Genomic DNA, 13,773 nt, shown 5'->3' with positions numbered 1-13,773 from the left:
TGCATATTTTTAGCCCTTGGAGCATGTTTTCGGACTCCAGTGACGCTATCCATTGGAAAATGACCAATATTGGACGTTTTTCAAGCCAATAGCTGCACTGGAGTCCGATAGCACCCAAAATATTGGAAAATGCTGCGTATAAGGTCCGCTGGGTCCGATAGCTAGTACTAATACGGATATCTGATGGTAGTTGTGCATGCATGTTGTTGGATAGTGAAAACCTACACGCATCCGTAAAGGGCGATGCATGAGCATTCGAGAGCGAGAACCTACACGCTTCCGCAAAGCGGCAATATATGAGCTTTCGAGAGCGAGAACCCACACGCTCACGCCAGCGGTAATGCATGAGCATTCGATAGCGGAAACACACTTGTTTCCGGCAGCGTCAACCTAGGTGCTTCCAACAGCAGCATTCCACTCGCTTCCCCCAGCAATCAGCTAAGGTCAAAAAAGGGGCTGTCCCAGCAGCTATTTTCATAGCTTATGGGACAGCCCCTCTTAGCATTTTGAATATTTATTTTATAGCTACATAAAATAATCGTTCAGCATCATCTTCTGCCTCTACCCACTCGAAATCGGCATAGATCTTCACATCACTAAACCCAGCCTTAAGCAGCTCTTCCTTCATCCAGTTAGGATCGTAGGCACGCTGAATATGGGTCTCTTCGAATCGGCGATAGCGATCGCTGTGTCCGTCTTCACGGGCAAAAATGGACAGATGATGTTCAATTTCGCGGCGTGGAACATCCATCTCACAAGTCCAAATATAAGACACAGATGGCTCGTCCAGAATAAAGGGCTGTTCTTCTTCATAACGAATTAGTGTGTTTGGATGATGCACATCGAACAGAAAGGTTCCGCCTTGCTTTAACCCTGCATAGGTACTGGCAAAAACAGCGCTGATGTCATCCTCTTCCAACACATAATTCAGACAATCACAAAAGGAAATCACAGAATCCACCAGCTCCGGAAGCTCCCATTCCTTCATGTTTTGTCTAATCCAACGAACACTGCCTTCACGCAAAAAGCGCCGTCCCTGGGGATGCTCCTCCATTTTGCGCTGTGCCACTGAGAGCATGTCAGAAGATAAATCGATTCCGGTCATATGATATCCTGAACCCGCCAAAGGAATTGTAATACTCCCTGTACCACAGCCAAGCTCGGCTACAGTTAACGGCTTGCCGTATTTACTCCATGCGGCTTCAGCAAAGGATATCCAATCTGGATACGGCATATCTGCCATAAGCTCATCGTATACATAAGCAAATTTCCCATAGGAAGACAAAATTACACCGCTTTCTATAACAACATTTTATAAATTACGTCTATTGAATCGTAAGCTTAATCCGTCGTTTCTTCTTGCCCTTCGGTTGTTCCTTCTTCATTATCCTTAGCAACAAGATAAGTCCAATTCTCTTTTTGAGTAATATGGCCTTCCTTCATCAGCTTCCCAAGTGCACGCTTGAAGGCGGATTTACTGATTCCGAACCGTTGTTTGATAATATCTGGCGGCGTAGCATCCGAATAAGGCATCGCTCCACCTGGACGAGCATTTAAGAACTCCAAAAGCGCGGCAGAATCTACATCCATCCCCACTTCTTTACGGAGACCCATAGAAAGGTTAACACGTCCATCCTCACGGATATGAGAGACACGTGCTTCAAACTGCTCACCAAGACGCAGCAGACGGCTCCGCTCAGATGAATGGACCATACCGATAATCCCAAAGCCTAGAACACCCGCATCCACAAGTACAAAAGTACCCATTTGCAGCGGCTTATACACTCGGGCTGTTACAGTCTGTCCCATCCAAGATTCAGGTGCAGGCAGAGCTAGTGGAGCAAGCTCCTGTTCTCCGGCCAGCTTGGCACGCAGACGCCCCTGTTTATCATGCTCCATGATCGCAAACACATAGTCTCCAACCTGCGGACGCAGCTCTGGAAGTTCTGGAAGCTCACGAATAGGCAGCAGCAGCTGGCGTCCAAGGCCCATTTCCAAAAAGCAGCCCAGACGCGGATGAATATCAGCCACTTCCAATAACGCCATCTCGCCCAGCGTCAGAAATGGTTTTTTCATCGTTGCCGCAAGACGGTCCTCGGTATCAAAGAAAATGAAAACTTCAACTTTATCACCGGCTTTTACCTTCTCTGTCAGCTCCGTATAATGCAGCATAACATCTTGGTCTCCAGCATTTAAAAAGAATCCGTATGGGGAAACTTCCCGCTCTACATGAAGTGTAACCGTAGTTCCTGCAATCAGGCTCATACAGTCTCCACAACCTTGGCATCGGACCACAGACGCTCGATATTGTAATATTCACGCTCATCGCGGTGGAATATATGAACGATAACATCGCCAAGATCCATCAGCACCCAGCGTGCTGAATCCATGCCTTCAATCCCTTTGATGACTCCGCCTGCTTCATGAACTACTTTACGGACTTCGGTAGCGATCGCCTGTACCTGAATATCCGAGTTACCGTGACATACGATAAAGTAATCACTGATTGGTGAAACATTACGTAGATCTAGTGCCACGACGTTCATTGCTTTTTTATCTTCAACAGCCTTAAGGGCCAGTTCTAACAGCTTGCTTGGTTGTACACTCATATTTTATCCTCCAATATTCTAACTAAATCATTACGCGCCAGTACCGTTAAGGGGAAAATCACCCGGCGTTTCTCCAGTAACAAACTAATCGTAGAATCGAACCCAGCGACTAATCCTTCTTCCAAACTTACTTGTGCCTTCTCGCGTATCTTATCAACCCCGGGAAAATCACGCCCAGGCTCGATGTAGTCAGCTAGGCAGACGATTTTTTCAAGTAAACTCATGTCTTCACGGCCTGAGGTATGGAAACGAATCGCATTGATAATATCAGGATCCGTAATCCCATAGTCTTTCTCAGCTACAAAGGCGCCTACTTCCGAATGCCACATCTGCTTGTCATACACCAGAAGATCCAAATTCAATTGATTTTGTTCAATGATCTCCTTCATTCGCTCAACCGGCCAATACTTGGCCACATCATGCAGAATCGCTGCTGTCTCTGCACGTTCAGGGTCAGCACCATATTGCTTCGCCAGTTGAATAGATGTCTCCATCACGCCGAGTGTATGCTTCCAGCGCTTATCAGGCATCTGTGTGGAGACCGCCTCAATCAGCGCTTCGCGGCCGTATGCCATACAATCCACTCCTTTGAACATAATCGAACACTGCCTCTGGAACCATATAACGAATAGATTTACCTGCTGCCGCCCGTTCTCTTAACATCGTTGACGAAATATCAACCAGTGGCATATCTGCAAGCAATACCTTTTTTGCTATAAAGTCTGGCAATGCATCTAGATCAAGAGGTGTTCCCGGACGACCCACACCAATAAATGTAAGCCGCTGCACCAGTTCTTCAATCTCGTTCCATTTCGGCAAATACTGGACCATATCCGCTCCAATGATGAAATAAAGATCGAAATGCGGATACTCCTCTTGCAGACGTCTTATGGTCTCATAGGTATAGGAGACGCCACCTCTGACAACTTCCCAATCTAATGTGCAAAAAGCTTCGTGATTCTTCACCGCTTCCTGCACCATTGCTAGCCGGTCTTCTCCAGATACACCTGCCTCATGTTTATGAGGCGGGATATGTGAAGGCATAAACCATACCTCTTGCAGACCATAAGTATCTCTTGCGGCTTCCGCTGCCATCATATGACCGATATGAAGAGGATCAAAGGTACCTCCCATAATTCCAACTTTCAAGAGGACGACCTCCTCGGTAAGGTATACTTACAGCTATTAACGCGGCAGCTCAATGGTTTTGTTATCACGTGATTCTTTGTATAGAACGACAGTCTTACCGATCACTTGCACAAGCTCAGAACCCGATTGTTCAGCCAGAGCAGCACCGATTTCCTTGGGATTCTCAATATTATTGCTCAGTATACTAATCTTCATAAGCTCGCGCTTCTCAATAGCTTCTTCAATATGGCGTACGAGGTGATCGTTTACTCCACCTTTGCCCACTTGAAAAATAGGATCGAGATGGTGCGCCAATGAACGAAGATACCGTGTTTGTTTACCAGTTAACATAAATGAATAACTCCTTAATTAACATATATTATTACCTATTATTACCCTAACTTAATGAATCCATTTCTTACTCATTTCCACCCAAACAATCCAGAATGGTCTGCCGCATGATTTCCGTAGGAGCAGGCTGCCCTGTCCAATACTCCAGAGCATAAGCTCCCTGATAGACAAACATACCAAGGCCTCCATGAATCGTGCAGCCCCGTTCGAGTCCTTCCAACAATAGCCGCGTGCGCAGCGGATTATAAATCAGATCGCTTACGACCATTCCTTCACGAAGCAGTCCAGGATCTATCGGTGTCTCATCCATATGAGGATACATACCTACGGAGGTAGTATTGATCAGCACGTCTACACCACTTAGCATTTCTGCTACTTCGTTCATGCTAATCCCGATGACATTCCCTTTGCTCCGGCACTGTGTCGCCAAGTCCTCTGCCTTCTCAGCGCTGCGATTAGCAATAATGATTGAAGAAGGTTTCTCTTGAAGTAGTGCGGCAACAATTCCTCTTGCTGCTCCACCGGCCCCGATAACCATAATCTTCGCACCAGACAAATCAGAAATAGCTTCCGCTTTGAGCGAACGCACATAACCGATTCCATCCGTATTATATCCGGTGAGCACTCCGTTATCATTAACAATCGTATTGACTGCACCAACGGCTACTGCACTCTCATCTAATACATCCAAATATTGCATCACCGCAACCTTATGCGGAATCGTCACATTCACTCCACGGAAACCAAGCGTACGGATCGCTTGCACCGCATCGCCCAGCTTCTCCGGGCGGATGTGAAGCGGTACATAAGCACCCGGAATTCCCAGCGCTTGCAGCGCTGCTTCATGCATAATTGGAGATTTGGATTGTATAATAGGATCTCCCATTACACCGAGTAGAATATTACCGCTATTGTAGCCTTCGACTGCAGTTGTAGACAATAGATTATCCTCCCTCGTTAAATCATCGAAGGGCGGGTAAGCACCTTCACACCACGCGGAACATGAATGGCCACAACTGCACCTTCAGTTCCATTAACCTTAATCCAGCCCAGACCCGAAATATACAGATCGGCTCTGCTGCCCCGGTTAATCCGGAACTCATGCCGCTGCCAAGGTGGCAGCTTGTCCATCCGGTCACTTCCCGGTGGAGACAGCATTTCACCGCGATGATCCTGATAGAGGGAATCTGCGCGTTCCAGCTTCGTGCGATGGATTTTTAAAGTACCACTAATAAAGCAAGTGAAGGATTGATGCGGGCCTTGTACGAAATCAAAACGCCCCAATCCACCGAAGAAAAGAGTCTGTCCTTCGTTCAACTGATAGACTGTCGGCTTCAAAGGATTGGCAGGCATAACTGCATCCAGATCCTGACGCTCAACTAATTCACTATAACGCCAAGGATACACAATCCCTGGAGTATCTATAATGTAGTGGCCGTCATCCAATGGAATTTTGACTGTATCGAGTGTTGTGCCAGGGTAACGTGAAGTCGTTAACTCCTGCTCTAAATCGCTATAGTCCGAAATCAGACGATTAATAAGTGTGGATTTGCCCACATTGGTAGCACCCACTACATATACGTCACGTTGACCGCGCAACTCCGTTACGGCTTCCAGCAAACGGTCAAAACCTTGATTGCGTTTCGCACTGCAAAGTACGATTTCAGCCGTCCGCAAGCCTTCCTCTTTACAGCGCTGCTGCATCCAGTTACGCAACTTGTTCCAGTTTGTAACTTTCGGCAGCAAGTCACATTTATTCACTGCAAGAATAACAGGGTTATTGCCAACAAACCGCTGCAGGCCGGAAATCAGACTGCCTTCGAAATCGAAGATATCGACAATATGAATAACAAGCGCATTCTTCTCTCCTACTCCACTCAGCAGGCGAAGAAATTCATCCTGATTCACCGAAACAGATGAAGCCTCATTATAATTTTTAATCCGGAAACAGCGTTGGCAAATCACCGGGTCCCGTTCAAGTGCAACCTCCGGAAGGTATCCTGGTTGATCCTTATGCTCCGTCTGAAGCTTGATGCCGCAACCGCTGCACTTCTCAGGACGCTGTGTTTCGCTTTGTTCGTTCATTACTATTTATCCTCCTCGTGCCACAATCCTTTTTTGCGAAGCCGTGTCAGAGCAACCCGCTCTACCCGGCGATTAAACCTTGTGCCGAACCCCTCGTCCTTGACGGAGATTGGCAGTACCAAAACAGTATACAGGCCAAGGCGATTGCCGCCGTATACATCAGTAAGCATTTGGTCTCCCACCACAATCGTTTGTTCAGGGGGCAGCTCCATCTGCTTCATCGCTTTGAGAAAAGGAGCATTACTCGGTTTACGAGCCTGGTGCACAAATTCAATATTAAGCGGTGTTGCAAAGCGGGACACCCGTTCCATGTTATTGTTAGATACGATGATGAGCTTAAAGCCCAGTTCCTTCACCTTTTCGAACCATAACAACAGCTCCGGAGTAGCCACAGGCGCTTTGGCACCGACCAGTGTGTTATCCAGATCCGTGATGATTCCGCGATATCCCTGTCTATACAGCTCGTCCAGAGCAATATCGAATACCGTATTCACCCGGAGTTTGGGAACTAACATTTCAAACAATACGTTCACCTCGATTTCATACAAAAAACTATAACATACTCCTTGCGCATCGCAAATAAATCTGTAGCTATACTTTCACGCAAAGTGTTATTTCTTGGATCTCATTTTTCTCCGCACCCACAAAGCTTCAGTATACACGCTCTGCCAGTCTTTGTCTTCAATAACCTCAGGGCTATATTTCGCCTTTTCGAACATTGTTAGTAGCGAGTGTAGATGATCAGCTACTGCCGGCCGTTCTCCACTCCAGCGATCTACGGCTTCACGTAAAGTTTCGTGTTCTTCTTTTAGCATTCCCTTGCGATGCAAATACCTTACCCAACGCTCAGTTTCCGCCACTACTTTCTGATCTGGCGTTAAAGGCCGGCCATTGCGCAGCTGCTGCATGAAGAAGCGAAGCTTAAAGCGTCTATGCCAAACTATAAAAATCGCCCAGGACAGCAACACCACTACAGCTGCCACAACAACCCATAGACCTACATGAAACCCTTGATCTTCTTGTGCATTATTCACAGGCGCTGGTGTAGGTTCTGCCTGCTCTTTTTGATCTTCTGGTTCGACTTCAGGAGTTTGCTCATTCTGAGTTAACAGCGGAATATTAAATCCCGGTGTAGCTTCAACTGGAATCCAACCATAATCACCAAAGTAAACCTCAGCCCAAGAGTGGGAATCCGCATTGGTAATTGTATAGTTATTATTCACTGTGCCGGATTGCTGTTGTGCCGGATTCATTGGGATTTCTGGCTGTTCCCCAGGTGCGTACCCCTTAACCCATCGTGCAGGGATGTTCAGAGAGCGCGCCATAGTAACCAGTGCCGTAGAATAATAATCACAGTAACCTTCCTTTAACTCAAACAAAAACCCTTCTACAAAATCGTTGCTTGTGACACGTGATATATCTGGATTATTGGTATATGGAAAGGTTTGTTGTAAGTATTGTTGCAAATGCACTGTTTTTTCATACGGCGTTTTTCCTTCAGCCGTGATTTCCTCAGCCAGCTCCCTGACTCTTTTAGGAAAATCGTTAGGCAGTTGAAGAAACATTTTCTCCAAATCGTTCCCTTTATATAGCTCCTCATACGTCTTTGTTGTCAATTCTTGAACAGGAATTACAGGAACCTCAGACGTCACCTCAAAGGTAGACGGATAAGCGAGTTTCTTCCCATCCACATCCCAGATCAGCTCGCTGTCCCGGCTTCTCCAGGAGAGTCCATTTCCAGCTTTTTCCCCATTTAAAGAATCCACCGAAGATACTGAATAAGTGCCAAACAGCACAGGAAATTCATTATTATTAAGCACGGTTACTGTTTGTTTCAGTGTTCGTGTATTCACTTTAGAACCCACACTGCTCTCTAAAGATTCACCTACATCCACCGCTTCTAGAGGTCCCCGATTTAACCGATCTCTATCGACCCAGCCTCTTCCGGAATATAATCTGCGCGTTTCTCCCCGCATATAAATACGCAAATCAGAAACCACTGTCATCACCGGTGTATAATCGAAGGTAAAGCCGCCGCCTAGTTGATCATCATTCAGACTGTAACCTGACGAAGTATTGTTAGTAGGGGAGACAGAACCCATCTCAGATTTCGTGGTCCCAACTGTGCCCTTCCCAGAAGACTTCCCAATCCCATTCCATTCTTGCCAAGCGGTATAAGGATCGGTTAGGGTAGGCCTTACCCCAGGCATATTCACTCCAATTAGGATGACCAAAGAGAAGACGATGGCAATATTAATGACAATTTTCGTGGGATATTTCAGCAGATGCACCCAACCACGCGGATAATGTAGCTGGAAGCTTCTCAGATGATGGCTGACCAGCCAGCCCATCCCCGCAAATACCGTCCAGGCTACTTCCTGCCACAAAACGATAGATGTAAAGGAATCCAAGGCAGCAAAAGCCACTATGTTCATTCCTATAAACCATAAAATACGTCTTTTTGAGGATGCCCACCAAGACGACAACAGCAGCAGGGCTGAGGCCCCGAGAGCAAACCAGATATAGGGCACCATATGAACTGCAATATCCTGCAGTCTGTCCGGGAGGGTTGTTGCCCAAGGATCAGCGACGTATATACCATAATTGATAAGTATACGATAAACGATATAAATAATAGCTGCCGCTTCAATAAAGAGCCTTATTTGAACTTTAACAGGAATTATGATTTCCATAACAGTGATCGTTATTAATGCAGCCCACACAACAGCAGTTGTCTGTCTTAACCAGATAGGCTCCGTATAAGAGACCCACTGGTGGGCTATAATCAAAAGCCACAATAGACCTAAAGAACGATGCCATGAGAATTTCATCTGATTCCACCAGTTTTTCATATCAGACTTCCCCTCCTAATACTATGGGAAGCTCTTGCAGTGAATTAATGCTGTAGCCTGTAATCCCCCGAGATCTTAGAACGTCTGTCCAATCTGTGCTGCTGTTCGTTTCTGATAAATTCCCTATATGAATGTGAGACGGAGTCATCCCTCTGCTGTCAGCCCAACGTAATGCATCCAGTACAGGTTGGCCACTTTGAGGACTAATTAGCACGAAGTATGAGCCTTTAGGGAACATACGATATCCTTTTTCCAAACGGGAAATGAGTGGACCATGCCCTTCGGCGTTAAGATCGATCAAATATTGAATCATTTTCTGACGTTCAGCAGCACCTTCAACTGGTGCAAATACCTTCGTGGTCTTATCCAAGCAGCAAAGACCGATCCCTATCCGCTCTCGAATACCGAATCCAAGAAGTGAAGCTGCTACAGAGACTGCGAGTTCAAATTGATTCGAATTCATATAAGCAGAAGCAGAGCCGTCCAGAACTAGAATGGTTTTGGGAATCGACTCATGCTCGAACTCTTTGGACTTCCACGAGCCTGTCTTTGCCGTTGCATTCCAATGTATGCGTGTTAGGCGGTCGCCGTATACGTAGTCGCGTACACCGTTAATTTGGGTGGTCTCACGACGTGATTGAACAACAGAGGTCTGTGGTCCAGAAAGACGGGATTTTCTTTCATATAACTGCCAGCGCGGAACATAGATTGCACGAGGCAACACCTGAAACTGTCCTTCAGCCAGAAAAGTACCTTTATGCTCGACAAGGCCAAAAATATCTTGGCTGATGATATCCGTATCTGAAAATGTATAAGTGCCCCGTTCCAGAACCGGTGTCTGAAACCGCAGTTCCCCATGCCCTCTGAGGCTGGGAATCAGGCTTTCCTCAAATACCCATGATTCGCCATTATGCCGTTTCAGAACTTCCCTTACAACCACATAAGGTAAAGGCAAAATTCCCGGGATTGTGACCTTCAGACCTACACGAAGATACCCACCGGCAGAGAGCAAATCTCCCTTATCCTGTTCGGCATAAAAACTGCGAACACCCTTAGCCCGCCGAACGCCTCCTAAACCTCCAGCAATCAGATATGCAATAAGTACAGAGACCATAATAAACAACATAAATGCAGTTTTACCGCCCTGAAATAGTACATATAAGAGCGTAATACTCCAAATTACAAGGATGCTGGCGAATTTGGTAGGCTGAATGTGAGCTGCCACCGTAGACAAATAACGTCTCATATTATTGCCTCATCGTAACAGGCACATGAATGCTCTGCAGAAGCTTTTGAAGCAGCGAATCTACGCTAATATTATCTAGCCGCGACTCTGGACGCAGCAATATACGATGACCCAAGGCAAATGGAGTAAGCACCTTTACGTCATCCGGAAGAACATAATCCCTTCCCTGTAGGAAAGCATAAGCTTTACAAGCCAGCATAAACGATAACGAAGCACGTGGACTTGCACCTAGCAATACAAGCGGATGCTCTCTTGTCTGGCGTACAATATCTAACAAGTAATTCAGTACAGGATCACTCATATAAATCTCACGAATCTCCTCTTGAATACTAGCGATCTGCTCCATACTAGTGACAGCTGTAAGCCTGTCCACTGGTTGACCTTCTTGATGGCTCAACAATAGATTTTTTTCGGTTGCTGCATCAGGATAACCAAGACTAATTCTTAGCATAAAACGATCCAACTGAGCTTCCGGCAGCGTGTAGGTTCCCTCAAAATCTATCGGATTCTGGGTGGCGCACAACATAAATGGATGCGGAAGCGGATAGGTCTCCCCATCTACGGTTACATTACGTTCCTCCATCACTTCCAGAAGGGCGGATTGTGTCTTTGTCGTGGCTCGGTTAATTTCATCAGCCAGCAGGATATTCGTCATCACCGGACCTGGGCGGAAATGAAACATCTCGTCCCTCGGATGATACACAGATACACCGGTAATATCACTCGGAAGAATATCCGGATTACATTGTATCCGGCGATACTCCCCGGACATTGATCTGGAAAGTGCGCGAATAAGCTGGGTCTTTCCTGTTCCCGGTACATCCTCGATCAGAACATGACCACCGGCAAGCAGCGCTGTTAGCAGCAATTGTATTTCAAATGATTTTCCAAGTATGCAGGATTCTAGATTATTACGGACAGCATTCATGATGTGCATTGATTCTTGACGAACGGGCATATATGATCCTCCTAGGTCAGAATAAGCAGTAATATTTATATTTTACATGATTAGGGGACCCAAAGTACATTGTTGAAGCTTACGAAGTGTAAACAAACCAAAAACCCGCAGGACACAATGTCCCGCAGGTTCTAATCTAAAGCGCTAGAATCCCATTATCCTTTAGGCCGGACAACCAATGCAGCCAGGAAAGAGAACACAATCGCTGACGAAATCCCTGCGCTCGTGATATCAAAAATCCCTGTAACTACACCGATCCAGCCATCCCGTTCCAGCTCTGTCAATGCCCCATGGACCAAAGAGTTACCGAAGCTTGTGATTGGAATGGTTGCGCCTGCACCCGCAAATTTCACAAGTGGATCGTAGATGCCAAAAGCATCAGCAATCGCTCCGGCTACAACTAATGTACTCATCGTATGTGCAGGTGTCAGCTTCAATACATCAAACATCAGCTGGCCTATAACGCAAATGGCTCCTCCGATCAGAAAAGCCCATAAGTAAATCATCATTAAACTCCACCTCCACTTTCTATAGCAACAGCATGAGCCACACACGGAATGCTCTCTCCCTGCTGGTATGACAATGGGGATAATAAGGCTCCAGTTGCCACAATCAGCACCCGTTTAAGCTCACCTTTTTTAATACGCTTGAGTATATGACCATAAGTCACTACCGCGGAACATCCACAACCACTTCCTCCGGCGATCACATACTTCTGTTTCTCCAAATCGTAGATAAGCAAACCGCAATCATCAAAGGTTGTTTGCTCCATTGGAATCCCTTCTTTAGCTAATAAGGTTTTCGCAATGGGCAAGCCTACAGATGCAAGATCGCCTGTTACAATTAAGTCATAATGCCCGGGGGATAGTCCGGTATCCCGAAAATGCGCAGTAATCGTATCCGCTGCCGCCGGTGCCATCGCTGTTCCCATATTAAAAGGATCTGTCAAACCAAGATCCATTATTCGTCCAAGGGTAGCCGAGACCACTACCGGATTGTTGCCAGTCCCATCATTCTGACCTACTACAGCACAGCCCGAGCCTGTGACCGTATATTGCGCTGTTGGCGGCTTCTGTGAACCGTATTCGGTAGGATAACGGAATTGCTTTTCCACCGTACAGTTATGGCTGGATGTTCCCGCGAGCACGTATTTGCTCCCTCCGGAATCAACGATCATAGAGGCAATCGCCAGGCTCTCCATGGAAGTGGAGCAAGCACCAAAGACTCCAAGATAAGGCACACCTAATTTTCTTGCCGCGAAGGAGCTGCTGATAATCTGGTTCATCAAATCTCCGCCAACAAAAAACTCCAGCTTCTCCTTATCGAGGTTTGCATTAATCAGTGCCAGTAGGGAAGCTTTTTCGAAAAGAGCCCGCTCGGCCTTTTCCCATGTTTTTTCTCCCATTTCCAGGGAGTCAAATATAAAATCAAAATCTGACGTTAATGGACCCTCTCCCTCTTCAGGCCCCACTACAGCGGAAGAGCCTAAAATAACGGGACGGCTCGTGAACTCCCAAGTCTGACTGCCAAGCTGTTTCATGTATGTGCACCTCCACCTACGCCTAAAAAGAGATAGACGATACCAATTATGAAAGCAGCGACAGCACCAAATACGATGACTGAACCCGCCAGCTTGAACATATTGCCACCCACACCGAGCACAAGTCCTTCCGCACGGTGTTCCAGAGCTGCTGAACACATACTGTTCGCAAAACCAGTAACCGGAACCGCAGTTCCTGCACCGGCCCATTGGGCCATTTTGTCATAAACGCCAAAGCTGGTCAGAATTACAGAGAGTAGAATCATCGTCGCTACAGTTGGACTTGCAGCTTCTTTGGAGGTCATATCGAATATGGCCATATAAGCCTCCTGAATCCCTTGTCCAATTACACAGATTAGGCCGCCAGCAAGAAATGCTCGCACACAGTTTTTGAATACGGGCCTAGCGGGTACAAAGGGCTTGGACAATTTCTCGTAATCTTGCGGGGTCAGGGTATCAAGCTTCAGCTTGACACCCGATTTTTTCGTTTTCGCCGGCATTGAGAGCACCTCCTGAAAGTTAGGCGAAGGGGGCTGACAAGCATCATAGTAGTACTCACTTTGAGCCCCTCAAGTTGTTTCTTCGCTTAGAAGTTTTCCTTATTGTTTGCCATACCCCGCTTCGTTATGTCCCTCCAATTCAGGAAAAATACAGTAACACAACTATCAGCAGCAGGAACAGCACAAGAATAAGCACCGCTTCCTTTTCCAGAGAGTTGTGGCGCCAGTAACGTCTGCGCGCTCCGCTAACCTTTAGGTTTCTTTTGGAGTATCCTCCCTGCACCCTTCTTTTGGGTACACTACCTGCTACCCTCATTTCCTTCGCATCCTTTCTAAAGCTCCTGCCACCAGAGCCCCTATTGCATTGTATTCGCGGAGCGTTCACCGGGTGTTCATTTGTCTCTTTAGCATGGACAAGTGAGCTCACAATGTTCATACTAAGTGGCAGGAAGAAATAACGTTGTCGTCCATTTTGGATGGCAACCGTTTCTCGTAGAACTATAA

The 13,773-nt window shown here is 46.5% G+C and carries 16 protein-coding genes; all 16 read right to left on the bottom strand.

Annotation, left to right across the window (positions count from 1 at the left end; genetic code table 11):
* Positions 1 to 514 precede the first annotated feature (514 nt).
* On the bottom strand, positions 515 to 1,285 hold the full coding sequence (locus MHH86_RS07440; RefSeq protein ID WP_038569469.1) for a class I SAM-dependent methyltransferase: 771 nt from the start codon (positions 1,283 to 1,285) through the stop codon (positions 515 to 517).
* A gap of 56 nt (positions 1,286 to 1,341) precedes the next feature.
* Positions 1,342 to 2,265 carry a S1-like domain-containing RNA-binding protein gene (locus MHH86_RS07435; RefSeq protein ID WP_036675697.1) on the bottom strand — a complete coding sequence of 308 codons (924 nt, stop codon included), beginning with the start codon at positions 2,263 to 2,265 and terminating at the stop codon, positions 1,342 to 1,344.
* Entirely contained in the window at positions 2,262 to 2,609 is a 348-nt protein-coding gene (gene rsfS / locus MHH86_RS07430; protein ID WP_036675699.1) for a ribosome silencing factor, read from the bottom strand. The genes MHH86_RS07435 and rsfS overlap by 4 nt, the downstream gene beginning before the upstream one ends.
* On the bottom strand, positions 2,606 to 3,184 hold the full coding sequence (yqeK, locus tag MHH86_RS07425) for a bis(5'-nucleosyl)-tetraphosphatase (symmetrical) YqeK (RefSeq protein WP_036675700.1): 579 nt from the start codon (positions 3,182 to 3,184) through the stop codon (positions 2,606 to 2,608). Before yqeK ends, rsfS begins: the two co-directional genes overlap by 4 nt.
* Positions 3,156 to 3,758, bottom strand: a complete 603-nt coding sequence (locus MHH86_RS07420; protein WP_036675702.1) for a nicotinate-nucleotide adenylyltransferase — start codon at positions 3,756 to 3,758, stop codon at positions 3,156 to 3,158. Before MHH86_RS07420 ends, yqeK begins: the two co-directional genes overlap by 29 nt.
* A gap of 36 nt (positions 3,759 to 3,794) precedes the next feature.
* Positions 3,795 to 4,088 (bottom strand): ribosome assembly RNA-binding protein YhbY, encoded by a 294-nt coding sequence (gene yhbY / locus MHH86_RS07415; protein WP_036675703.1) that lies wholly within the window; start codon positions 4,086 to 4,088, stop codon positions 3,795 to 3,797.
* Positions 4,089 to 4,155: 67 nt separating this feature from the next.
* The gene (gene aroE / locus MHH86_RS07410) at positions 4,156 to 5,028 is read right to left on the bottom strand and encodes a shikimate dehydrogenase (RefSeq protein ID WP_076317310.1); all 873 of its coding nucleotides are present in this window, start codon (positions 5,026 to 5,028) and stop codon (positions 4,156 to 4,158) included.
* A 17-nt stretch (positions 5,029 to 5,045) separates the two neighbouring features.
* Positions 5,046 to 6,173 (bottom strand): ribosome biogenesis GTPase YqeH, encoded by a 1,128-nt coding sequence (gene yqeH / locus MHH86_RS07405; protein ID WP_076125182.1) that lies wholly within the window; start codon positions 6,171 to 6,173, stop codon positions 5,046 to 5,048.
* Positions 6,174 to 6,175: 2 nt separating this feature from the next.
* Positions 6,176 to 6,697 (bottom strand): YqeG family HAD IIIA-type phosphatase, encoded by a 522-nt coding sequence (locus tag MHH86_RS07400; RefSeq protein ID WP_036675921.1) that lies wholly within the window; start codon positions 6,695 to 6,697, stop codon positions 6,176 to 6,178.
* An 87-nt stretch (positions 6,698 to 6,784) separates the two neighbouring features.
* Positions 6,785 to 9,025, bottom strand: coding sequence for a transglutaminase domain-containing protein (locus MHH86_RS07395; protein WP_342479669.1), 2,241 nt, complete (start codon positions 9,023 to 9,025; stop codon positions 6,785 to 6,787).
* Position 9,026: 1 nt separating this feature from the next.
* A complete protein-coding gene (locus tag MHH86_RS07390) occupies positions 9,027 to 10,271 on the bottom strand; it encodes a DUF58 domain-containing protein (protein ID WP_076317308.1) in 1,245 nt (414 codons plus the stop codon).
* Between the two features lies 1 nt (position 10,272).
* On the bottom strand, positions 10,273 to 11,229 hold the full coding sequence (locus tag MHH86_RS07385; RefSeq protein ID WP_036675712.1) for a MoxR family ATPase: 957 nt from the start codon (positions 11,227 to 11,229) through the stop codon (positions 10,273 to 10,275).
* Positions 11,230 to 11,384: 155 nt separating this feature from the next.
* On the bottom strand, positions 11,385 to 11,735 hold the full coding sequence (gene spoVAE / locus MHH86_RS07380; RefSeq protein ID WP_036675923.1) for a stage V sporulation protein AE: 351 nt from the start codon (positions 11,733 to 11,735) through the stop codon (positions 11,385 to 11,387).
* A 2-nt stretch (positions 11,736 to 11,737) separates the two neighbouring features.
* Positions 11,738 to 12,769: a stage V sporulation protein AD gene (gene spoVAD, locus MHH86_RS07375; RefSeq protein WP_036675714.1), complete on the bottom strand. Its 1,032-nt coding sequence runs from the start codon at positions 12,767 to 12,769 to the stop codon at positions 11,738 to 11,740.
* Positions 12,766 to 13,269 carry a stage V sporulation protein AC gene (gene spoVAC / locus MHH86_RS07370; protein ID WP_036675716.1) on the bottom strand — a complete coding sequence of 168 codons (504 nt, stop codon included), beginning with the start codon at positions 13,267 to 13,269 and terminating at the stop codon, positions 12,766 to 12,768. The genes spoVAD and spoVAC overlap by 4 nt, the downstream gene beginning before the upstream one ends.
* A gap of 139 nt (positions 13,270 to 13,408) precedes the next feature.
* A complete protein-coding gene (locus MHH86_RS07365) occupies positions 13,409 to 13,585 on the bottom strand; it encodes a hypothetical protein (protein ID WP_155288103.1) in 177 nt (58 codons plus the stop codon).
* Positions 13,586 to 13,773: the final 188 nt, after the last annotated feature.

Origin of the sequence: Paenibacillus sp. FSL F4-0097, from assembly GCF_038593125.1 — a bacterium.
Lineage (GTDB): Bacteria > Bacillota > Bacilli > Paenibacillales > Paenibacillaceae > Paenibacillus_AQ > Paenibacillus_AQ odorifer.
This window is presented reverse-complemented; position numbering and strand designations above follow the sequence as displayed.